Origin of the sequence: Streptomyces sp. NRRL B-3229 (genome assembly GCF_000719505.1) — a bacterium.
GTDB classification, from domain to species: Bacteria; Actinomycetota; Actinomycetes; order Streptomycetales; family Streptomycetaceae; genus Streptomyces; species Streptomyces griseorubiginosus.
Genome location: NZ_JOGP01000008.1, coordinates 100,261 through 121,763, shown reverse-complemented (window position 1 = coordinate 121,763; position 21,503 = coordinate 100,261). Strand labels below are relative to the sequence as shown.

The 21,503-nt window shown below is 70.1% G+C and carries 19 protein-coding genes; 16 read left to right on the top strand and 3 right to left on the bottom strand.

Going from position 1 to position 21,503, the window contains the following annotated elements; genetic code table 11:
* The first annotated feature begins 115 nt into the window (after positions 1-115).
* From IF54_RS0114840 to IF54_RS0114760, 16 genes are all read left to right on the top strand, one after another.
* Positions 116-700 carry a TIGR03086 family metal-binding protein gene (locus tag IF54_RS0114840; protein WP_030318538.1) on the top strand — a complete coding sequence of 195 codons (585 nt, stop codon included), beginning with the start codon at positions 116-118 and terminating at the stop codon, positions 698-700.
* A 74-nt stretch (positions 701-774) separates the two neighbouring features.
* Positions 775-1,530, top strand: coding sequence for an MBL fold metallo-hydrolase (locus IF54_RS0114835; protein ID WP_030318536.1), 756 nt, complete (start codon positions 775-777; stop codon positions 1,528-1,530).
* A 204-nt stretch (positions 1,531-1,734) separates the two neighbouring features.
* On the top strand, positions 1,735-2,391 hold the full coding sequence (locus IF54_RS0114830; protein WP_030318535.1) for a GntR family transcriptional regulator: 657 nt from the start codon (positions 1,735-1,737) through the stop codon (positions 2,389-2,391).
* On the top strand, positions 2,388-3,299 hold the full coding sequence (locus IF54_RS0114825) for a dihydrodipicolinate synthase family protein (protein ID WP_030318532.1): 912 nt from the start codon (positions 2,388-2,390) through the stop codon (positions 3,297-3,299). The genes IF54_RS0114830 and IF54_RS0114825 overlap by 4 nt, the downstream gene beginning before the upstream one ends.
* The gene (araD, locus tag IF54_RS0114820; RefSeq protein ID WP_030318530.1) at positions 3,296-5,053 is read left to right on the top strand and encodes an L-arabinonate dehydratase; all 1,758 of its coding nucleotides are present in this window, start codon (positions 3,296-3,298) and stop codon (positions 5,051-5,053) included. Before IF54_RS0114825 ends, araD begins: the two co-directional genes overlap by 4 nt.
* A gap of 152 nt (positions 5,054-5,205) precedes the next feature.
* Positions 5,206-6,144: a carbohydrate ABC transporter permease gene (locus tag IF54_RS0114815; protein ID WP_030318528.1), complete on the top strand. Its 939-nt coding sequence runs from the start codon at positions 5,206-5,208 to the stop codon at positions 6,142-6,144.
* Positions 6,141-7,037 (top strand): carbohydrate ABC transporter permease, encoded by an 897-nt coding sequence (locus IF54_RS0114810; protein ID WP_030318526.1) that lies wholly within the window; start codon positions 6,141-6,143, stop codon positions 7,035-7,037. Before IF54_RS0114815 ends, IF54_RS0114810 begins: the two co-directional genes overlap by 4 nt.
* A gap of 277 nt (positions 7,038-7,314) precedes the next feature.
* Positions 7,315-8,508 (top strand): Gfo/Idh/MocA family protein, encoded by a 1,194-nt coding sequence (locus IF54_RS0114800; RefSeq protein ID WP_051735445.1) that lies wholly within the window; start codon positions 7,315-7,317, stop codon positions 8,506-8,508.
* Positions 8,505-9,350, top strand: a complete 846-nt coding sequence (locus tag IF54_RS0114795; RefSeq protein ID WP_030318520.1) for a PmoA family protein — start codon at positions 8,505-8,507, stop codon at positions 9,348-9,350. Before IF54_RS0114800 ends, IF54_RS0114795 begins: the two co-directional genes overlap by 4 nt.
* Positions 9,351-9,499: 149 nt before the next feature.
* A complete protein-coding gene (locus IF54_RS0114790) occupies positions 9,500-10,843 on the top strand; it encodes an ABC transporter substrate-binding protein (RefSeq protein WP_030318518.1) in 1,344 nt (447 codons plus the stop codon).
* A 120-nt stretch (positions 10,844-10,963) separates the two neighbouring features.
* Positions 10,964-11,764, top strand: coding sequence for a rhamnogalacturonan acetylesterase (locus IF54_RS0114785; protein WP_030318515.1), 801 nt, complete (start codon positions 10,964-10,966; stop codon positions 11,762-11,764).
* A 31-nt stretch (positions 11,765-11,795) separates the two neighbouring features.
* Positions 11,796-13,115, top strand: a complete 1,320-nt coding sequence (locus IF54_RS0114780; RefSeq protein WP_030318514.1) for a pectate lyase family protein — start codon at positions 11,796-11,798, stop codon at positions 13,113-13,115.
* A gap of 203 nt (positions 13,116-13,318) precedes the next feature.
* A complete protein-coding gene (locus tag IF54_RS0114775) occupies positions 13,319-14,449 on the top strand; it encodes a pectinesterase family protein (RefSeq protein WP_030318512.1) in 1,131 nt (376 codons plus the stop codon).
* A gap of 1 nt (position 14,450) precedes the next feature.
* The gene (locus IF54_RS0114770; RefSeq protein ID WP_030318510.1) at positions 14,451-15,464 is read left to right on the top strand and encodes a pectinesterase family protein; all 1,014 of its coding nucleotides are present in this window, start codon (positions 14,451-14,453) and stop codon (positions 15,462-15,464) included.
* 109 nt (positions 15,465-15,573) lie between these two features.
* Entirely contained in the window at positions 15,574-16,686 is a 1,113-nt protein-coding gene (locus IF54_RS0114765) for a right-handed parallel beta-helix repeat-containing protein (RefSeq protein WP_030318508.1), read from the top strand.
* Positions 16,687-16,775: 89 nt separating this feature from the next.
* Positions 16,776-17,573, top strand: coding sequence for an HAD family acid phosphatase (locus IF54_RS0114760; protein ID WP_030318505.1), 798 nt, complete (start codon positions 16,776-16,778; stop codon positions 17,571-17,573).
* A gap of 3 nt (positions 17,574-17,576) precedes the next feature.
* Here the strand turns inward: IF54_RS0114760 and IF54_RS0114755 are convergent, their stop codons facing one another.
* The 3 genes from IF54_RS0114755 to IF54_RS0114745 all read right to left on the bottom strand — a co-directional run bounded on the left by IF54_RS0114755 (position 17,577) and on the right by IF54_RS0114745 (position 21,349).
* Positions 17,577-19,658, bottom strand: coding sequence for a family 43 glycosylhydrolase (locus IF54_RS0114755; RefSeq protein WP_051735444.1), 2,082 nt, complete (start codon positions 19,656-19,658; stop codon positions 17,577-17,579).
* A 276-nt stretch (positions 19,659-19,934) separates the two neighbouring features.
* Positions 19,935-20,786, bottom strand: a complete 852-nt coding sequence (locus tag IF54_RS0114750; protein WP_030318500.1) for a hypothetical protein — start codon at positions 20,784-20,786, stop codon at positions 19,935-19,937.
* Positions 20,783-21,349 (bottom strand): SigE family RNA polymerase sigma factor, encoded by a 567-nt coding sequence (locus IF54_RS0114745; protein WP_030318497.1) that lies wholly within the window; start codon positions 21,347-21,349, stop codon positions 20,783-20,785. Before IF54_RS0114745 ends, IF54_RS0114750 begins: the two co-directional genes overlap by 4 nt.
* Positions 21,350-21,503: the final 154 nt, after the last annotated feature.

Genomic DNA, 21,503 nt, shown 5'->3' with positions numbered 1-21,503 from the left:
GAGGGATGGGGAAGGTGACGTAGATGTGCGAGCGATGAGTTTTCGGAGCGGGGACGGTCCACCCCTCACGACCACGCTCACCCCGCACGACCACGCGAACCCTGAGGAGCACCGCATGACCGTCCCGCCCCTGGACCTCGGACCGCAGACCCGCGTCATCGCCCTGCTGGCCGAGGGCGTCACCGATGAGCAGCTGGGCCACGCCACACCGTGTCCGGAGTACGCGGTGCACCACCTGCTCGGCCATCTGCTCGGCCTCTCCGCGGCCTTCCGCGACGCGGCCCGCAAGGACCTGGGCGCCACCACCGACACCCCGCCGACCGACTCCGTCCCGGACATCGGCCCCGGCTGGCGCGCGGAGCTCCCCAAGGTCCTCGACGAGCTCGCCGAGGCCTGGCGGGACCCGGCAGCTTGGACCGGCATGACCCGCGCGGGCGGCGTGGACCTGCCCGGCGAGATCGCCGCCGCCGTCGCGGTCGACGAACTCGTCGTCCACGGCTGGGACCTGGCCATGGCCACCGGCCAGCCGTACGAGCCGGACCCGGCCGCACTCCAGGCGACGTTCGCCTTCCTCCAGGCCTCCGCCGACGACCCCAGCCGCGACGCCATCTTCGGCCCGATCGTCCCAGTGCCCCAGGACGCCCCGCTCCTCGACCGGGCCGTGGGCCTCAGCGGGCGGAACCCGGGCCGGCCCGTGTAGACGCCGGTACGACCGTGCCGTAGTCGAACGGAAACCGGCGGCGGGCGGCGGGCCCGGACCGTACGCTCCCCACCATGCCGCCCCTCAGCCTCACCGTCCTCGGCACCGCCTCCCCGCACCCGGGACCCGGCCGCCCCTGCTCCGGCTACCTGCTGCGCGGCGGGGGCGCCGAGGTGTGGGTGGACGCCGGCCCCGGAACCTTCGCCGAGTTGCAGCGGCACACGAACCCCTCCCGGCTCACGGCGATCTGGATCTCCCACCTCCACGCCGACCACAGCGCCGATCTGCTCCCCGCCCTCTACGCCTTCGCGTACGGCGGCCTCACCCCGCCCGCCCCGATCCCGGTGTACGCCCCGCCCGGCGCCGCCCACCGGATCGCCGGGTTCTTCGGGCGGTCCGACACCCGCTTCCTCAGCGGTGTCCTCGACTTCCAGCCCCTGTACGACGGCCACGAGGTCCGGCACTGGAACCTGCGCCTCGCCTCCCGTGCCGTCGTCCACGACGCCGAGACGTACGGGCTGCGCGCCGAGTGCGCCGGACGGGTCCTCGCGTACTCGGGGGACAGCGGTCCGTGCACCGCCCTCGTCGAACTCGCCGCGGAATCCGACGTGTTCCTGTGCGAGGCGGACCTCGACCGGCATGGCGAAGGCGAACAGGTCCATCTGACCCCGGAGGACGCCGGTGACATCGCCCGCAAGGCGGGGGCGCGCGAGCTGATCGTCACCCATGTCGGGCCCACGCTCACCCGTGACGCGGCGACCGCCCGCGCGGCCGTCGCCTTCACCGGACGGACCACGACCGCCTTCGAGGGCGCGACCCGGCTCGTCTGACGCGCCGTCACCGCGACTTCAACTTCCTTTGCCGGAAGCATTGACGAAACAACACCGTCCTCCTACCTTCAACGCGTCGTACTTCGTACGTCATATATGAGACGCGATACGCGAGATCAGATACACGACGGCTCGATACGCGACGACTCGATGCACGACGTTCCGATGCACGACGTTCCGATACGCGAGATCCGAGAGGCGCGCATGACCTCTGTGCCCACGCCGATCCCCTCCCGCACGCAGTACGTGCTGGAGGAGATCAAACGCCGCATCCTCACCGGGCGCCTGACGCCTGGTCAGGCCCTGGTGGAGACCGAACTCGCCGCACAGTTCGGGGTGTCCAAGACCCCGGTGCGCGAGGCGCTCAAGACCCTGGCCGGGACCGGGCTCGTCGTGATGAGCCAGTACAAGGGCGTCACGGTGCGCATGGTGGACGCGGACATGGCGCGCGAGGTCTACGACGTCCGCCTGCTCCTCGAACCCGAGGCGCTGCGGCGGGCGGTACGGCGAGGGGCCTCCCTCGACGCCGCCCGTGCCGCCCTGACCCGGGCCGACGACGCCACCGACACCGCCGAACGCTCCCTGGCCAACCGGGAGTTCCACCGCGCCCTGTATCTGCCCTGCGGCAATCCGCTGCTCGGCCGGATGCTCGACGAGGTCCGCGACCAGGCCGCCCTGGTCTCCGCCGTCGCCTGGGCGGCCTCGCCGTCCTGGGAGCGCGAGGCCGGAGAGCACCGGGAGATCCTGCGACTCGCCCAGGAGGGCGACGCGGAGGGCGCGGGCCGGGCCCTGCACGCCCACATCGCGTCCTTCGTCGAGCGGGCGTTCCCCGGAGTGCTGGACCAGGAGGGCCAGGAATGAGCAGCGAGACGTTCGAGCCCCAGCGGGCGGCCCTGGCCGACGTCGTGGCGATCCCGGTGACCCCGTTCGCCGAGGACGGCACCGTCGACCAGGACGCCCACCGGGCCCTGCTGCGCCGGCTGCTCGACGGTGGCGTCACCACCCTCACCCCCAACGGGAACACCGGCGAGTTCTACGCCCTCGCGCCCGAAGAACGCCGTCTGGTCACGGAGTTGACCCTCGACGAGACCGGGGACCGGGCCGACGTCCTCGTGGGCGTGGGGCACGACGTGCCCACCGCGGTCGCCTCCGCCCGGCACGCCCGGGAACTCGGCGCGGGCATGGTCATGGTCCACCAGCCCGTCCACCCCTACGTCTCGCAGAGCGGCTGGGTCGACTACCACCGCGCCATCGCCGAGGCCGTCCCGGAGCTGGGGGTGGTTCCCTACATCCGCAACGCCCAGCTCCGCGGGGAGCGCCTCGCCGAACTCGCCGACGCCTGCCCCAACGTCATCGGGGTGAAGTACGCCGTTCCGGACGCGGCCAGGTTCGCCGCCTTCGCCCGGGACGCGGGACTCGAACGCTTCGTGTGGGTGGCCGGGCTCGCCGAGCCCTACGCCCCCTCCTACTTCTCGGCGGGCGCCACCGGCTTCACCTCGGGACTGGTGAACGTCGCCCCCGCCGTCTCGCTGAACATGATCGAAGCGCTTCGATCCGGGGACTTCCCGGCCGCCATGAAGGTCTGGGAGCAGATCCGCCGCTTCGAGGAACTCCGCGCGGCGAACGGCTCCGCCGACAACGTCACCGTCGTCAAGGAGGCCCTCGCCTCGCTCGGCCTGTGCCGCCGCCAAGTCCGGCCGCCGAGCCGGGAGTTGTCCGAGTCGGAGCGCGCCGAGGTCGCCGCGATAGCCGCCGGGTGGGCGATATGACCGACACGGAGAGGCTGAGGCCGGACACGGAGAGGCTGAGGCCGGAGGAGCTGCGCAGCCACCAGTGGTACGGCACCCAGGGCCAGTTGCGTACCTGGTCGCACAACGCCCGGATGCGGCAGCTCGGTTACGAGGCCGAGGAGTACCGGGGCCGACCGGTGATCGCCGTCCTCAACACCTGGTCCGACATCAACCCCTGCCACGTCCATCTGCGCGAGCGCGCCGAGGCCGTCAAGCGCGGGGTGTGGCAGGCGGGCGGCTTCCCGCTGGAGTTCCCGGTCGCCACGCTCTCGGAGACGTACCAGAAGCCCACTCCGATGCTCTACCGCAACCTCCTCGCCATGGAGACCGAGGAACTGCTGCGGTCCTACCCGATCGACGCGGCGGTGCTGCTCGGGGGCTGCGACAAGTCGACGCCCGCGCTGCTCATGGGCGCGACCTCGGCCGACGTGCCCTCGATCTTCGTGCCCGCGGGGCCGATGCTGCCGGGCCACTGGCGCGGGGAGACCCTCGGGTCCGGCACCGACATGTGGAAGTACTGGGACGAGCACCGCGCGGGCAACCTCACCGACTGCGAACTGCGCGAGCTCCAGGGCGGGTTGGCGCGCTCGCCGGGCCACTGCATGACCATGGGGACCGCGTCCACGATGACCGCGGCCGCGGAATGCCTTGGCATGACCCTGCCGGGCGCGTCCTCGATCCCGGCCGTCGACTCCGCCCACGAGCGGATGGCGGCCGCCTCCGGACGCCGGGCCGTGGAACTCGCCTGGACCGGGCTCAAGCCGTCCGGCATCCTCACCCGGGACGCCTTCGAGGACGCCGTCACCACTGTCCTCGGGCTGGGCGGCTCCACCAACGCGGTCATCCACCTGATCGCCATGGCCGGCCGGGCGGGCGTCGAACTCACCCTGGACGACTTCGACCGCATCGCCCGCACGGTCCCGGTCCTGGCGAACGTACGGCCCGGCGGACGGACGTACCTCATGGAGGACTTCCACTTCGCCGGCGGTCTGCCCGCCTTCCTCTCCCGGATCACCGACCTGCTCCACCTGGACCGGCCGACCGTGAACGGCACCCTGGGCGAGCAGCTGGAGGGTGCCGTCGTCCACAACGACGACGTCATCCGCACCCGTGACAACCCGGTCGCGAGCGAGGGCGGGGTCGCCGTCCTGCGCGGCAACCTCTGCCCGGACGGCGCCGTCATCAAGCACATCTCCGCCGAATCGCACCTGCTCAAGCACACCGGGCCCGCGGTCGTCTTCGACGACTACAAGTCCATGCAACGCACCATCAACGACCCGGAGTTGGACATCACCGCGGACAGCGTCCTGGTGCTGCGCAACGCCGGGCCCAAGGGTGGCCCCGGCATGCCCGAGTACGGCATGCTCCCCATCCCCGACCACCTGCTCAAGCAGGGCGTACGCGACATGGTCCGTATCTCCGACGCCCGGATGAGCGGCACGAGCTACGGCACGTGCGTGCTCCATGTGGCTCCGGAGTCGTATATCGGCGGACCCCTGGCCCTTGTCCACACGGGTGACATGATCACGCTCGACGTCGAGGCCAGGATGCTCCAACTCAACGTGGATGACGAGGAGTTGGAGCGGCGTCGCAGGGACTGGACGCCCCCGCCCACCCGCTACGAACGCGGCTACGGCGCCCTCTACAACGACCAGATCACGCAAGCGAACACCGGCTGCGACTTCGAGTTCCTGGCCACGCCGGGCAAGGTCTCGGATCCGTACGCAGGCTGACTGCACCCACCCCAGGGGCGCGGGGAACTGCGCGCCCAGCCACAACGCACGCTGCACACGCCACGCAACCTCAAGTCGCACTCCACGCACATCGAGAAAGCGCTTACCGCACCACGAACGCAAGCCGCACGCACCGAGAACGGAGACCTGTCATGGCCCAAGCCGCAGCCGTGGCGAAACCGCCCGCGCCCCTTCGGCGGCGGCGCCGCGCCTCCGCCACCCCCCGCAGGCTGCCGTACCTGCTGATCGCGCCGGCGGCCCTGCTGATGCTGGGCTTCATCGCCTACCCGGTCATCAGCGTCTTCTACTACAGCCTCCAGAACTACAACCCCACCAAGCCGTGGCGGAACGGGTACGCGGGCTTCGACAACTTCGTCCAGATCTTCACCAAGGACCCGCAGTTCTGGGACACGTTGACCTTCAGCGCCAAGTGGGTCCTCGTCGAGGTCGGACTCCAGCTGCTGTTCGGCCTCGCGCTCGCGCTGATCGTCAACCAGACGTTCGTGGGCCGGGGTCTCGGCCGCGCGCTGGTCTTCTCCCCGTGGGCCGTCTCCGGTGTGCTGACCTCCGCGATCTGGGTGCTGCTCTACAACTCCCAGACGGGCATCACCCGTTACCTCGCCGACATGGGCGTCGGCTCCTACGGCACCAGCTGGCTGTCGGACACCTCCACCGTGTTCTCGGCGGCGGTCGTCGCCGACCTGTGGCGCGGGGTGCCGTTCTTCGCGATCCTCATCCTCGCCGACCTCCAGTCCGTCTCGAAGGACCTGTACGAGGCCGCCGAGGTCGACGGGGCAACCAAGATCAAGCAGTTCTGGCACATCACGCTGCCGCACCTGAAGGACGCGATCATCCTGTCCACGCTGCTGCGCGCGGTGTGGGAGTTCAACAACGTCGACCTGCTCTACACCTTGACCGGCGGCGGACCCGCGGGGGAGACGACCACCCTGCCCCTCTACATCGCCAACACCAGCGTCGACGCCCACAACTTCGGCTACGCGTCCGCCCTGACCACGGTCGCGTTCGTGATCCTGCTCTTCTGCTCGATGGTCTACCTGCGGCTGAGCAAGTTCGGAGGCGGTTCCAAGTGATCACCAAGGAGGCCACGAAGGTCGCGCCCGCTCCCGTGCCGCAGCCACCGGAGGCGACCCGTCCGGTGAAGCGCCGCCGCGCCTGGGACGAGGTGCCCCGCTGGCAGATCTACACACCCCTGTCGATCTACCTCGTCTTCACCCTGATCCCCTTCTACTGGATCCTGCTGTTCGCGCTGCGCCCGGCCGGCTCCACCTCGCTGGTGCCCTGGCCGATCACCTTCGACCACTTCGAGAAGGTGTGGACGCAGCGGTCCTTCGGCACCTACTTCGAGAACAGCGTGTACGTCGGTCTCGCGACCCTGGTGATGACGACCCTGGTCGCCCTGGCCGGCGGCTACGCCCTCGCCCGGTTCGACTTCAGGATCAAGAACGCGTTCATGCTGGCCCTGCTGTGCTCCCAGTTCGTGCCGGGCGCGCTGCTCCTGGTGCCGCTGTTCGAGATCTTTGCCGAGCTGAAGATGATCAACTCACTGGGCAGCGTCATCATCGCCGAGACGGTGTTCCAGCTGCCCCTGTCGATGATCCTGATCAGCAACTTCATCAAGAACGTGCCGTACTCCCTGGAGGAGGCGGCCTGGGTGGACGGCTGCAACCGGATGACGGCCTTCAGGATCGTCGTGCTGCCGCTGCTCAGGCCGGGTCTGATCGCCGTCGGCTCCTTCGCCTTCGTGCACTCCTGGAACCACTTCCTGTTCGCCCTGATGTTCCTCAACAACCAGGACAAGCAGACCATCCCGGTCGGCCTCAACACCCTGATGAGCGCCGACAGCGTCGACCTCGGCGCGCTGGCCGCCGGCGGCATCATCGCCGCGGTCCCCGTCGTGATCGTCTTCGCCTTCATCCAGAAGTGGCTGATCACGGGCTTCAGCGCGGGGGCGGTGAAGGGATGAGACTCCGTCGGATCGCGGTGGGAGGCGTGGTGCTGGGCCTGCTGGGCTTCGTCGTCCGGGCGGAGGGGCGCGCGGTGGGCCGTGTGCTGCTCGGCAGGGGGTCTGCGGGGATGTCCTCGGCGCCGGGTGCGGTGGCCGGCCGGCGCTCGACCCACGGGGGCGTCGACCACATGACCCCGGCTGACGGCGGGCGGGCGCCTACCCTGCACACAAAGATCGACAGTGCCGCGGCGGCCGACCGACAGCCGGCACGCGGCGCGGGCGCAGGGAGGATGCCATGAGCACCGACGACACCACCACGAACACCGAAGCCGTCACCGGCACCGTGGACATCGTCCTGGCGGGCGCGCGCGGCCACGGCCGCTGGCACCTGGAGAACATCCGCCGGCTCCAGGACAAGGGGATCGTACGACTGGCGGGGATCTGCGAGCTGACCCCGCTGACCGGCGAGGAGATCCCCGACGGCCTCGGCACGCCCGAGCAGTCCGCCGACTTCGGCGCGCTCCTCGACTCCACCGGCGCCCGGATCGCCGTGATCTGCACGCCGATCCCGACCCACACCGACCTGGCGCTCGCGGCGGCCGAGCGAGGCGTGCACGTCCTGCTGGAGAAGCCCCCGGCGCCGTCGTACGCCGAGTTCCGCCGCATGGCCGACGGGGTCGCCGCCGCCGGGATCGCCTGCCAGATCGGCTTCCAGTCGCTGGGCTCGCACGCCGTGCCCGCGATCCGCCGGCTGATCGAGGAGGGCACGATCGGCGAGGTGACCGGGATCGGCGGTGCCGGAGCCTGGGCCCGCGCCGAGTCGTACTACCGGCGTGCGCCCTGGGCGGGCAAGCGGCGGATGAACGGCGTCGACGTCATCGACGGCGCCCTGACCAACCCCCTCGCGCACGCCGTCGCCACCGCGCTCGCCCTCGCCGACGCGAGCCGCGCCGAGGACGTCACCCGCATCGAGACGGAACTCCAGCGCGCCAACGACATCGAGTCCGACGACACCTCCTGCGTCCGCGTCACCACGGCAAGCGGTCTCAGGGTGACCGTCGCCGTGACCCTGTGCGCCGAGGACCCCGGCGACCCGTACGTCGTGGTGCACGGTGACCGCGGCCGGATCACCTACTGGTACAAGCAGGACCGGGTGCTCCTCCAGCGGGCCGGGCACGGCCCCGAGGAGTACGAGTACGGCCTCACCGACCTGCTGGAGAACCTGGTGGGCCACCTCACCGACGGCGACGAGCTGCTGGTCGCCCCGGAGGCGACGGGTGCCTTCATGAAGGTCGTCGAGGCGATCCGGCTGGCCCCGGACCCGGCCCCGCTGCCGGCGTCCGCCTGGCGACTGCTGCCGGACGAGGAGCGCCGGGTCGTCCCCGGCATCGACGGGCTCGTGGCCGCCGCCGCGGACAGCCTCGCCCTGTACTCCGAGCTCGGCGCCGACTGGGCCCGGCCGCACGAAGCGAACGAGGTGAGTACATGACGCCCCCCGATGCCCCGGTCCTGCGGGTCGCGGGCCGCCCCGTCGGCCGCTGCGTCACCCGCCCCGAGCTGCCCGACCGGCTCTCCCCGCGGCCCTACCTGCACCCCGTCACCACCCTGGCCGGCACGGCGGTCACCGAACTCGGCCCCGCCGACCACCCCCACCACCTCGGCGTCGGCGTCGCCGTTCCCGACGTCGAGGGGCACAACTTCTGGGGCGGACGCACCTACGTCCGCGACCAGGGCCCCACCGAGCTCGACAACCACGGCGCCCAGCGCCACACCTCCTTCCCCCAGCGCGACCCGGACGGCTTCGTGGAGGAACTGCGCTGGGTCGCCTCCGGCGCCGAGCTGCTGCGCGAGCGCCGTACGGTCTCCGCCACCGAACTGACCCCGACGGCCTGGGCGTTGGACTTCACCTTCGCGCTCACCAACGTCACCCACGGCCCCCTCTCGATCGGCAGCCCGGCCACCAACGGCCGCCCCGGCGCGGCCTACGGCGGCTTCTTCTGGCGGGCCCGCAAGGAGGCCACGGCACCCGAGGTGTTCACCGTCGACCGTGCGGGCGAGGACGCGATCCACGGCACCCGCGCCGACTGGGTCGCCCTCACCGGCGGCACCTGGACCCTCGTGTTCGCCGGCGCCACCGAGGTGACCCGACGCGATCCCTGGTTCTTACGTGCCGCCGAATACCCGGGCGTGGGCTCGTCGTTGGCGTCCGGGACGCGGCTGCCGGTCCCGCCCGGCGAGACCGTCGTACGCCGCATCGTCACCGTCGTCGCCGACGGACGCCTGCCCCGGCTGGAAGCGGCGGCCCTGGTGCGGAAGGCGGTCAGCCAGTGACCCGGCCGATTCCGCACTTCAGGACCGACCACCTGTAACGCACCGAATCCGTAAGCCTGTTGGGAGCCGCAATGACGCAGCACCTTCGTAGCAAGCGCTTGCCGAAAAACGTCACATCTCCGCTGGACCCAGAAGAAGAGAGCCGGCCAATGAAGATCAGCATTCGCAGAAGCAGGCGCGCTGCCACAGCCGTCGCCCTCGGGGCCGTCCTGGCGCTCACCGCCACCGCCTGCGGTGACGACGGCAGCGGGGCCGGCGGCGACAAGGGCGAGGACGGCAGCGGCAAGGGCAAGATCGTCTTCTGGGACAACAACGGCGGTGTGCGCACCGACATCTGGAAGGAGGTCATCGCCGACTTCCAGAAGGCCAACCCCGACATCAAGGTCGAGTACGTCGGCATCGCGTCCACCGAGTACCAGTCCAAGGTCGACACCGCCATCCAGGGCGGCGGCCTCCCGGACGTCGGCGGAGTCGGCGCGGCCATGCTCGCCGGGTTCGCCGCGCAGAACGCGCTGGAGCCGCTCGACGACCGGCTCGCCGGGTCCTCGCTCGACGGCAGGCTCAACAAGGACATGGTGAGCGTGCTGAAGGCGTCCGGTGGCGGGGACGGAACCCTCTACTCGATCCCGACCTCAGCCAACAACGGTGTCCTCTACTACCGGACCGACCTGTTCAAGAAGGCCGGACTGGACGAGCCGACGACCTGGGACAAGTTCTACGAGGCCGCGAAGAAGCTCACGAACGCGAAGAAGAACGAGTTCGGTTACACCATCCGTGGCGGAGCGGGTTCCATAGCCCAGGCGCTGGACGCCGCGTACGGGCAGAGCGGGATCACCTCGTTCTGGAACGGCGACAAGACCACGCTCAACGACCCGAAGAACGTGGCGGCGCTGGAGAAGTACGCGGCGCTGTACAAGAAGGACACCCCGGCCGCCGACCTCAACAACGACTTCACCAAGATGGTCGCGCAGTGGGACTCCGGCACGATCGGCATGCTGAACCACAACCTGGGCTCCTACCAGGACCATGTGAAGGCGCTCGGGGCCGACAAGTTCCGGGGCATTCCGCAGCCGGTCGGCGCGAACGGCAAGCGGGTCCAGGTCTCCAACCCCGTCGACGGGCTCGGGGTGTTCAGGAGCTCGAAGAACAAGGACGCCGCCTGGAAGTTCATCGAGTTCGCGACCTCGCACGCGGAGAACTCGAAGTTCAACAAGGCGGCCGGGCAGGTGCCGTCGAACAACGAGGCCGCGAAGGACGCGTGGATCTCCGAGGCCGAGCCCACGAAACTGGCTGCGGCCGCGCTGACCGACGGTTCCACGTCGATCGTCCAGCTGCCGTACTACCTGCCCGACTGGAACACCATCTCCAAGGCGGACAACGAGCCGAACTTCCAGAAGGTGCTGCTCGGTGACATGAGTGCGAAGGACTTCCTGGACACGATGGCCGAGCAGCTGAACAAGGCTCAGGCGGAGTGGAAGGAACAGAACGGCTGAGAACTCGGGGGGATCGCTGTGCGGCCGGCTGCGGGTCTCGTCGTGGCTGGTCGCGCCCCGCGGCGGAGCCGCATGTCGATACCGCCCCGCACCCCTAAAAGACAGGAAGGTGCACCGGAAATGTCACTCACTCGTCGACAAGTCACCGTCGCAGCGCTTTCCGCCGCGCCGCTCGCATCAGGTGCGGCCGGTATCGCTCACGCCGCTCCCCGAAGGACGCGCACCCTCTATATAGCCGGTGACTCCACCGCCGCCCAGAAATACTCCGACGCCGCTCCCGAGACCGGCTGGGGGATGGCATTGCCCTTCTTCCTCCACAAGGATCTCTCCGTCGCCAACCACGCGGTGAACGGGCGGAGTTCGAAGTCCTTTGTGGACGAGGGGCGGCTGGACGCAATCCTCGGGCTGATCAGGCCCGGTGACGTCCTGCTCGTGCAGTTCGGGCACAACGACGAGAAGTCGGAGGACCCGACGCGGTACACGGAGCCCTGGACGACGTACCAGGACTACCTGCGCAGGTACATCGAGGGCGCCCGCGTGAAGGGTGCCCGGCCCGTGCTGGCCACGCCCGTCGAGCGGCGGAGGTTCGACGCTCAGGGGAACGCCGTCACCAGTCACGGCGAGTATCCGGCCGCCATGCGCGCCCTTGCCCAGGACGAACGCGTCGCCCTGCTCGACATCCAGGCCCTGTCGATCGCGCTCTGGCAGCAGCTCGGGGTCGAGGAGACCAAGCGGTACTTCAACTGGACCGCGACCGAGCAGGACAACACGCACTTCAACCCGCCGGGCGCGATCGCCGTGGCCCGGCTCGTCGCCGGTGAACTGGTGCGCCGACGGATTCTCTCCCCCCGGCATGTGTGCCGGCTCGACGCCGAGATCCCCGAGTCGTGGATCACCTGGCCGCCGCCGGCCACCGCCTGACCCCCCCTTCCCCACAACAGAGAGCCTCATGATGAACACACAGATATGGCATGCCCATGTCATAACAAAGACCCTGGCCGTGGCGGGCTGCACCGCCCTCGTTCTCGCGGTCACCGGTACCACCGCCGGGGCCGAGGGCCACGACACGGCCCGCGAGACCCTCGCCGCCGGGGACGGCTGGGCCTCGTACGGCACCGGCACCACCGGAGGCGCGGCCGCGGACGCCGCCCACGTCCACACCGTCACCGACTGGGCCGGCTTCAAGGCCGCCCTCACCGCGGACGGCAGCGCACCGAAGATCATCAAGGTGAAGGGGACCATCGACGCGGTCTCCGAGGGCTGCGACTCCCTCGCCGCGCCCGGATACGACTTCGACGCCTATCTGGCGAAGTACTCGCCCGAGGCCTGGGGCCTGGACACCGACCTGAGCGCCGAGCCCGACGACAGCCCCGAGGGTTTGCGGCGCGCCTCGGCCGCCAGCCAGGACCAGACCATCAAGGCGAACATCCCGGCCAACACCACGATCATCGGCATCGGCCGCGACGCCGGGTTCAAGGGCGCGAGTCTCCAGATCAAGGGCGTCGACAACGTCATCGTCCGCAACCTCACCTTCGAGAGCCCGGTCGACTGCTTCCCGCAGTGGGACCCCACCGACGGCGCCAAGGGCAACTGGAACTCCGAGTACGACACCGCCGTCGTCTACGGCTCCAGCCACGTCTGGCTGGACCACAACACCTTCACCGACGGGTCCCACCCGGACAGCGCCGCGCCCACCTACTTCGGCATGCTCTACCAGCAGCACGACGGTGAGCTGGACATCGTGCGCGGCGCGAACCACGTCACCGCCTCCTGGAACGTCTTCACCGAGCACGACAAGACGATCCTGATCGGCAACAGCGACAGCGAGTCCACGGCGGCGGGAGACCGGGGCAAGCTCAAGGTCACCTTCCACCACAACCTGTTCTCGAACCTGGTCGAGCGCGCGCCCCGGGTCCGCTTCGGACAGGTCGACTCGTACAACAACCACTTCGTGGCCAACAGCGACTACGTGTACAGCTTCGGCATCGGCAAGGAGTCCCAACTCGTCGCCGAGCACAACGCGTTCACGCTGCCGGCGGGGATCAGCGCGGCCAAGGTGCTCAAGCGGTGGAACATCTCGCCGCTCACCGCCGCCGACAACTACGTCAACGGCAAGCCCACCGATCTGATCGCCGTCCACAACGCGGAGATCCCCGCCGAGACCCTGGAGTCCGGCGCGGGCTGGACACCCACCCTGCGTACGAAGGTGGACCCCACGAAGAAGGTTCCGGCGATCGTCGACCGCGGCGCGGGCGCGGGCCGCATCTGCTGACACCGGCCCCATCCGCTGACACCGGCCCCTTCTGCTCTGACCCGCCTCACCGATCCGCCGGGTCAGCTGACCGACGCCGCCCCCGCCCGGCCAGGGGCGGCATCCAGCGGCCGCCCCGGCCACCCACCTCGACCACCCCCTCACGCGAGGCGCCCCCACGCGAGGCACCCCACCCCAGAGCCGCGTCCCCAAGGAGCACCCGCATGTCCTCGCACCACGACCGACTCCCCCTGTCCAGAAGGGGCTTCCTGCTCGCGGGCACCGGCGCGGCAGCCGCGCTCGCGCCGAGCCCCGCCCTCGCCACGGGCAACCGCAACCGGCCTCCGTTCGGCCGTTTCGGGTCCCCGGCCGCCCGGCTCACCTCGCAGACGCTCTACGTCGACCCGCGCGGCCGAGGCGACCACACGACCGTGAAGGACGCCGTCACCGCCGCCGGCGGCAGCGGCTGGACCCTGGTCCTCGCCCCCGGCACCTACCGGGAGACGGTGGCCGTCGACGTCACCCGCACCGAGACCACCTGGATCGGCGCCTCGGAGGACCCCCGTGACGTGGTCATCGTCCACGACAACGCCGCCGGCACCCCCAAGCCGGGCGGCGGCACCCACGGCACCACCGGATCGGCCACCACGACCGTGCAGGCCGACGGCTTCACCGCCCGCTGGATCACCTTCGCCAACGACTGGCTGCGCGCCGACCACCCCGACATCACCGCCACCCAGGCCGTCGCCCTCAAGGTCCAGGGCGACCGCTCCGCCTTCCACCACTGCCGCTTCCTCGGCCACCAGGACACCCTGTACGCCGACTCGATCGCGCTCACCTCCTTCGCCCGCCAGTACTTCGCGCACTGCTACGCCGAGGGAGACGTCGACTTCGTCTTCGGGCGGGCCACGGCCGTCCACGAGCACTGCCACTTCCGCACCCTGAACCGCACCGACCTGGCGGCGGCGCCGTACGGCTTCGTGTTCGCGCCCTCGACGGCGGGCGCCAACCCGCGCGGCTACCTCGTGACCAGGAGCCGGGTCAGCAGCGAAGCCCCCGACGCCTTCTACAAGCTGGCCCGGCCGTGGGTGCCGAGCTCCGACACCACCGCCCGGCCCTCGCTCGTGGTGCGGGACACCTGGCTCGGTCCCGGCATCGACGCGGTCGCGCCCTACACCACCATGTCGGACGCGTTCCCCTGGCAGAGCCAACGGTTCGCCGAGTACCGCAACACGGGCCCCGGCGCCCGCATCACCGTCCCCGACAACCGGCCCCAACTCACCCGCACGCAGGCGGAGTCGGCCACGCGGGAGGCGTATCTCGGCGACTGGCAGCCCTGGAAGGAGACGTGCTGACATGCGCAGACGGAACTTCCTGGCCGCCGCTACCGGACTCGCTCTCGGGGCCGCCGCCCCGGCCCACGCCGGTACCCGCCGCGTCCTCCACGTCCACCCCGGCGACTCCGTCCAGGCCGCCGTCGACGCGGTCACCGGCCCCGGCTGGACGATCGTCGTGCACCCGGGCACCTATCGCGAGTTCGTCGCCATCCCGGCGAGCGCAGCGGAGTTGACCCTGCGAGGCGCCACCCGTGACCCCCGTGCCACCGTGATCGTGTACGACAACGCCAACGGCACGAAGAAGCCCGACGGCACCACGTACGGCACCGCAGGGTCCGCCACCTTCACGTCCGCGGGCCCCGGCCTCACCGTCCGCGACCTCACCCTGGCCAACGACTGGCTGCGCGCCGACCACCCCGACATCACCGGCACCCAGGCGGTCGCGGCCTGCACCTACGGCGACCGTACCCACTTCGACAACGTCCGGCTCCTGGCCCACCAGGACACCCTCTTCGTCGAGACGACCGCGCTCGCCTCCTTCGACCGCCAGTACTTCCGCCGCTGCTACCTCGAGGGAGACGTCGACTTCGTCTTCGGCCGGGCCACCGCCGTCTTCGAGGAGTGCCACTTCCACACGCTCCAGCGGGACGTGACCTTCACGCCCAAGGGCATGGTCTTCGCCCCCTCCACGGCCCGCGCCAACCCGCGCGGCATCCTCGCCCTCCGCTCCCGGTTCACCTCCGGCGCCGAGGACGGGGCGTACAAACTGGCCCGCCCCTGGGTGCCGTCGTACGAGACGACCGCCTGGCCCTCGCTGGTCGTGCGGGACTCCTGGATCGGCCCCGGCATCGACCCGGTCGCGCCGTACACGAACATGCGCGAGCAGTACCCCTGGCAGACCATGCGCTTCCGGGAGTACGGCAACTCCGGCCCCGGCGCGGCGATCACGGTCCCGGAGAACAGACCCCAACTCACCCCCGAGGAAGCCGAGTCCCACACCAGGCGCGCCTACCTCGGCGACTGGCGCCCGTAAAGCACCCCGCACAACACCCCGTAAAGCACCCCGCACAACACCCCGTAAAGGACCCCGCACAACCCCCCCGAAAAGGACCCCGAAAGCACGACGAAAGGACCCGCCCCCCATGTCTCGTCGTACCCCTCTCATCGTCACGGCCGCCCTCGCCCTCGGCTCCGGCCTCGCCGTCCTCCCCACCCAGGCGCAGGCCGCCACCGTGGTCGTCAGCAACGTCACCGACCTGTCCAACGCCGTCAAGAACGCCACCCCCGGCACCGTCATCCAGGTCCGCGGCGGCACCTACCGCCCGACGGCCACCCTCCAGTCCACGGCCAACGGCACCTCCTCCTCGCCGGTCACCCTGACCGCGTACGGCTCGGAGACCGTGAAGATCGACGGGTCCTCGCTCCCCGCCGGTGCCTGGATCTTCAAGCTGACCGCCGACTACTGGAACGTCTCCAACCTGACCTTCCAGAACTCCCCGGACAGCGCGGTCGTCTGCCAGTCCTGCACCGGGACGGTCTGGAACAACATCAAGACCATCAACGGCGGCGACTCCGGCTTCACGCTCACCGGTGACGGCACGGTCAACAACACCGTGAAGAACATCGACAGTTACGGCAACTACGACGCCGCGAACCACGGCGAGAACGCCGACGGCATCGCCGTGAAGTTCGGCTCCGGCACCGGCAACCTCATCACCGGGGCCCGTCTCTACAACAACTCGGACGACGGCATCGACTTCTGGTCCTTCTCCTCGCCGGTCACCGTCGAGCACACCTGGTCCATGGGCAACGGCGTCAACCGCTGGTCCGACTCCGCCTTCGCGGGCGACGGCAACGGCTACAAACTGGGTGGCGACGGCGAGGTCGTCGCACACGTCGTCAACAACTCCGCCGCCTGGGGCAACGCGGGCAACGGCTTCACCGAGAACTCCAACACCGGAGCCCTGGTCCTCAACCGCACCACCGCCTACGCCAACAGCAAGTGGGGCTACTACTTCGCCACCAGTTCCGCGAAACTCGGCAAGAACCTCGCGGTGAGCAACGGCAGCGGCTCGGTCACCAAGGGCTCCCGGGTGACCTCGTCCGGCAACAACTGGGACAGCGGGATCGGCACCCCCGCGTTCAGGTCGACGGACGCCTCTTCGACGTACAACGCCCGCTCCTCCAGCGGCACCCTGCCCGCCACCACCTTCCTGACCACGGGCAGCACCACCATCGGGGCGACCATGAACTGATCCCACGGCACCCGTGATCAAGGCGCTTGACCCGTTTTTTACCGGGCGGGTCTCGCGCCCGACATGGTGACGCGCGTAGAACCTCTGTCATGCATAAGACATTGCGTATCGCCGCCGTCGCCTCGGCGTGTGCCGTCGCCGCCGGCGCCCTCTACGGCGCCGGTGCGGCCACCGCCGGCCAGTCCACGGCGAACTCCACGCACGAGCCCTACAACATCGGGCTCCTGGTCAAGGACATCGACACCTACTACGGCACCGCGGCCGACGCGAACGGTGTCTACCAGGCGTCGCCCACCAGCCCCTACGCCAAGGACCTGGCGGCCATCGACAAGGCGGCCAGGAAGTACATCGACCAGGCCACCCGCAAGGCGCACCACCGGGGCGAGAAGCCCGCGGTCGTCTTCGACATCGACGACACGCTGCTGCTCAGCCTCGACTACGAGAAGCGCTACAACTACACCTACAACTCGACCACGTGGGCCGACTACGTCAACAAGGCCGACCGCCCGGCCGTGTTCGGCAGCCCCGAGCTCGTGCAGTACGCCGCGAAGAAGGGCGTCGAGGTCTTCTACAACTCCGGTCTGAGCGAGGCCCAGCGCTCCGCAGCGGTCGAGAACCTGAAGAAGATCGGCGCCGACGTGAACCTCGACGCCGCCCACGTCTTCCTCAAGGACAAGGCGAACCCGCCGTCCTACCTCAGCGCCTGCGCCACGCCGGGCACCTGGACCTGCACCACCGTGCAGTACAAGTCCGGTACCCGCGCGCACATCGAGAACGACCTCGGGTACGACATCATCGCCAACTTCGGCGACCAGTACTCCGACCTCGACGGCGGCTACGCCGACAGGACGTACAAGCTCCCGAACCCGACGTACTTCGTCAGCTGAGGCTCACCTCCGTACCGGCCGGATCCCTTCGAGGGTCGGCACCACCGGCCTGATCGAACCGTCCGCCGCGAACTCCATGCGGTCGACGGTGGTCTCCCGGTGCGTGCCGTCCCCGCCCGGCCGCCCCGGCCCGTTCAGGGCGAACCGGTGATAGACGATGTACCAGTCGTCGGTGCCGGGGACGTTCACCACGGAGTGGTGACCGGTGGCGAGGATGCCGTACTCGGGACGCTTGGACAGGACCGTCCCCCTCTTGGTCCACGGACCGAGCGGGGACGGTCCCGTCGCGTAGGCGACGTGGTAGTCCTCGCTGCGGGTGTCGTCCTCGGACCACATGAAGTAGTACGTGCCCTGCCGTTTGATCACGAAGGACCCCTCGCGGAAGTCCTCCGGCGTGATGTCCTCGACCTTCGCCGGGTCGTACGAGGTCATGTCGTCGTTCAGCGGCACCACGTACGCGTGCCCGTTGCCCCAGTAGAGGTACGACGTCCCGTCGTCGTCGGTGAAGACGGCCGGGTCGATCATCTGGCCCTTGAGCGAACCGCCCTTCGCCACCAGCGGCTTGCCCAGCGCGTCCTCGAACGGCCCGGCGGGGGAGTCCGCCACCGCCACGCCGATCTGCTGCTCGGCACAGAAGTAGAAGTAGTACCTCCCGTCCCGCTCGGCGATCGTCGGCGCCCACGCGTACGAGTCGGCCCACGACACGTCCGCACCGAGGTCGAGGATCACCCCGTGGTCCTTCCAGTGGACCAGGTCCGTGGAGGAGTACGCCGTGAACCTGGTGCCGCCCCAGCCCTCGAAGCCGTCCGTCGTCGGGTGGATCCAGTACTCACCGTCCAGGTGGTGCACGTCCGGGTCGGCGTGGAGACCGGGCAGGACGGGACTGCCGGTCGGCACGGCCTCGACGGTCCAGCGGCGGCTGGTCCCGTCCGGAGCCGTCACCGTGTACGTCTGCGGCGTGCGGAAGTCCCGGCGGGTGCCGGATGCGGGGCTCACGCGCGCCCCCTCGCCGACCGCCAACTCCGGTGCCAGGACGGAGAGATCGGTGCCCGGCCGCATCGGCAGCACGACCTTCGACGCGGCCTCCGTGACGATCGCGTACCCCTTCTGACCGGCGGCCGTGGCGTCCACGACGGACGTCCCGCAGACCGGATACGCGGCCAGCAGCCGGTCGTACTCCTCCCGCGTCACCGGAAGCACCGAGCCGTGGCGGGGACTCGCGGGCAACCGGTGGTCCGTGCACGGCGTCCACCTGCCCGAGTCGAGGTCGGCGGTCTCGAAGGGGACGTACCCGCGACCGTCGTACTCGTCGATGAACAGGTACCACTTCCCACCGGAGTTGGCCCGGAAGGCGATCGGCCCCTCGCCCCGGCTCAGCACCCCGCCGCCGATGCCGTCCGCGACCGGTGTGTACGAAGTGCCGGTGAGCGTCGGTGACTTCTCGGCGGTGATGAACTTCGACCCCGGTGCACCGGACGCAGGATCCCGCTCGTCCTTGGTGTAGCGGTAGTAGGTGCCGTCGTGCTCCAGCACCGTCGAGTCGATCACCGAGTGCCCGGGGTCGTGCCAGACCTCCGGGGCGCTGAAGACGCGGAAGTCCTCCGTCGTCGCGTACAGCATGGTGTGGTAAGTCGAGCCGCGCAGCCTCGACGCCCAGTACACGACGTACGCGTCGAGCTCGGGGTCGTAACAGGCCTCCGGCGCCCAGGCGTTGCCCGCGCTCTCGGGAGCGACCTCCACCAGCCGCGGGTCCGTCCAGTGGACCAGGTCGGTCGACTCCAGGATCACGATCGACCGGCTGCCGTTGCGCTGGACCTCGTCCCAGCTGCCGCTGCTCTCCTGGTGCATCCGCAGATCCGTGGCGAGCAGGAAGAACCGGTCGCCCGTGGGGGAGCGGACCAGGAACGGGTCCCGCAGGCCCTTCTCGCCGATCGCTGAGGTGACGACGGGCGCACCGCCGTTCAGCTCACGCCAGTGCAGGGGGTCGTCGCCGCGGCTGAGGGCGTAGCGGATCTGCTCGCCGTCGGCGGTGCCCTCGCCGGTGAAGTAGGCGAAGAGATATCCGGCGTAGGGGGGACGGGTCACGGGCGGGGCTCCTCAGGGGCGGAAGGGGCGGGAGGTGTGGGGGTGTGGGGGTTTCTGTCGGGTCCGCAACGAGGAAACGCCCCGCCTGTCGTCACAGGCGGGGCGCTTCTGGTGCCGGCCCGAGGGGGGCTCCAGCCGGCAGCTGTCGACCGAGGGGGGCTCGGGTCGACAGGTCTGTGCACTGGAAAGGACGTCTAAATCGAACATGAGGTTGTGTCACTTCTACCCCAAGGGAGAAATCCTGCACATGCGGAGTCTTCGCGTCCCTGCGGGCCGCTATGAACCCCCCGCGTCCGCCGAACCGCCACCCTGCGCGGCGAAGCCGCCCTTCACGGAGAGTTTGTTCGACTTTGTGACCGCCGTCGCCGTGTAGCTGTCGCCCTTCACGTTCCGGTCGCCGCGTCCGCGGTTGTACTGCCCGGCGAACACCCACTCGCCCGCCGGGACCGTACGGCCGTCCTTGAGCACCCAGGTGTAGACGAGGAAGCCGTCCTTCTCGGCGACCGTGAGCGTGTAGTCGTCCTCGGGCAGTGAGCGCCAGGCACCCGTGCTGGTGACACCGCCGGTCTGTGCGATCTGCAACTCGACCGTGAGCGCGGTCAGGGGCGCGGAGGTCCTGAGGGTCACATCGCTCTGCGCCCAGAACTCGTTGCTGTTCGAGCCCACCGAGCCGTCCGACCGGAGCGGGCCGTCCTCGGCACCGGAGGCCGGCACCTGGGGGGATGCCTCGGGCGTGCGCGAGGGCGCTCGGGTCGGACGGTCCGTGCCGTGGGAGGTGGAGCGCGGGGTCGGATCCGCCGACGGGGCGGGCGGACGGCTCGTCGCGTCGGGTGACGGGCTGGGCGTGCCGGTGGCGGCGACCGACCTCTCCGCGGGCGGTTCGTCCTTCACGGCCGACGCCACCGCATAGCCGCCGAATCCGAGGACGCAGGCGACCGCGGCCGTGGCGCCGACCACCCGCACCCAGCCGTACACCGGCGGCCGGGTCGCCCGGTGGTCACGCCGGCCCTGCTCCGCCATGCCGCGCTCGACCCGGGCGAGGATCCGCTCACGGTCCGGCTCGTGCTGCCCGGCCGCGTCCCGCAGCCGGGCGCGCAGTTCGCCGTGCCCGTCCCGCCGCATGGTCATCGGTCCCTTCCTCCGGCCTCACCGGTGCGCGCCATCGCCGCACGCATCCTCAGCGGGGCGTCCTGGACGCCCAGCAGGCGCTGCAACTCGGCCATCCCCTTCGAGGTCTGGCTCTTCACCGTACCGACCGACACACCGAGGGCCAGCGCGGTGTCCTTCTCGGAGAGGTCGAACGCGTGCCGCAGTACGACACAGGCCCGCTTGCGGAACGGCAGCCTGCGCAGCGCCTCCCGCACGTCGACCACGCCCGCCACGTCCGGGTTCTCGGCCTTCTCCTCGCGCTGGGACCAGAACAGGGCGATCCGGCGGCGCTCGCGGACCGTGCTGCGGACGCGGGTGCGGGCCAGGTTGGCGACCACCCCGCGCGCGTAGGCCGCCGGGTGCTCGGCCACGCGCACCCGGTCCCAGCGGTGCCACAGCGCCAGCAGCGCGTCCGCCGCCAGATCGTCCGCCGCGTCCGACTCCCCGGTCAGCAGGTGGGCGAGACGGGACAGTTCGGCGTAGTGGCGCTCGAAGAAGGCATGGAACTCCACGGAGGCGTCGTCGTCGACGACTGTGCCCACGGGCTACCTCTCTCACGGATGTGTGCCATGTGAATGTCATGTGATCGTTCCGGACGGGCCGGGACGATCCGGAGCGTAGCAGTGGTGAGTGTGCGGTTCTCGTACGGGCCTTCGAACGATGTCCGGCTCGTCGGGTCCGATTCCGTAACACGGG

Excerpts from the sequence above, each read along its gene's own strand:
- IF54_RS0114780 (WP_030318514.1), top strand. The coding sequence starts at position 11,796 with ATGAACACACAGATATGGCATGCCCATGTCATAACAAAGACCCTGGCC.
- IF54_RS0114770 (WP_030318510.1), top strand. The coding sequence starts at position 14,451 with ATGCGCAGACGGAACTTCCTGGCCGCCGCTACCGGACTCGCTCTCGGG.
- IF54_RS0114775 (WP_030318512.1), top strand. The coding sequence starts at position 13,319 with ATGTCCTCGCACCACGACCGACTCCCCCTGTCCAGAAGGGGCTTCCTG.
- IF54_RS0114815 (WP_030318528.1), top strand. The coding sequence starts at position 5,206 with ATGGCCCAAGCCGCAGCCGTGGCGAAACCGCCCGCGCCCCTTCGGCGG.
- IF54_RS0114785 (WP_030318515.1), top strand. The coding sequence starts at position 10,964 with ATGTCACTCACTCGTCGACAAGTCACCGTCGCAGCGCTTTCCGCCGCG.
- IF54_RS0114800 (WP_051735445.1), top strand. The coding sequence starts at position 7,315 with ATGAGCACCGACGACACCACCACGAACACCGAAGCCGTCACCGGCACC.
- IF54_RS0114825 (WP_030318532.1), top strand. The coding sequence starts at position 2,388 with ATGAGCAGCGAGACGTTCGAGCCCCAGCGGGCGGCCCTGGCCGACGTC.
- IF54_RS0114750 (WP_030318500.1), bottom strand. The coding sequence starts at position 20,786 with ATGACCATGCGGCGGGACGGGCACGGCGAACTGCGCGCCCGGCTGCGG.
- IF54_RS0114760 (WP_030318505.1), top strand. The coding sequence starts at position 16,776 with ATGCATAAGACATTGCGTATCGCCGCCGTCGCCTCGGCGTGTGCCGTC.
- IF54_RS0114765 (WP_030318508.1), top strand. The coding sequence starts at position 15,574 with ATGTCTCGTCGTACCCCTCTCATCGTCACGGCCGCCCTCGCCCTCGGC.
- IF54_RS0114835 (WP_030318536.1), top strand. The coding sequence starts at position 775 with ATGCCGCCCCTCAGCCTCACCGTCCTCGGCACCGCCTCCCCGCACCCG.
- IF54_RS0114790 (WP_030318518.1), top strand. The coding sequence starts at position 9,500 with ATGAAGATCAGCATTCGCAGAAGCAGGCGCGCTGCCACAGCCGTCGCC.
- IF54_RS0114840 (WP_030318538.1), top strand. The coding sequence starts at position 116 with ATGACCGTCCCGCCCCTGGACCTCGGACCGCAGACCCGCGTCATCGCC.
- IF54_RS0114830 (WP_030318535.1), top strand. The coding sequence starts at position 1,735 with ATGACCTCTGTGCCCACGCCGATCCCCTCCCGCACGCAGTACGTGCTG.
- IF54_RS0114795 (WP_030318520.1), top strand. The coding sequence starts at position 8,505 with ATGACGCCCCCCGATGCCCCGGTCCTGCGGGTCGCGGGCCGCCCCGTC.
- araD (WP_030318530.1), top strand. The coding sequence starts at position 3,296 with ATGACCGACACGGAGAGGCTGAGGCCGGACACGGAGAGGCTGAGGCCG.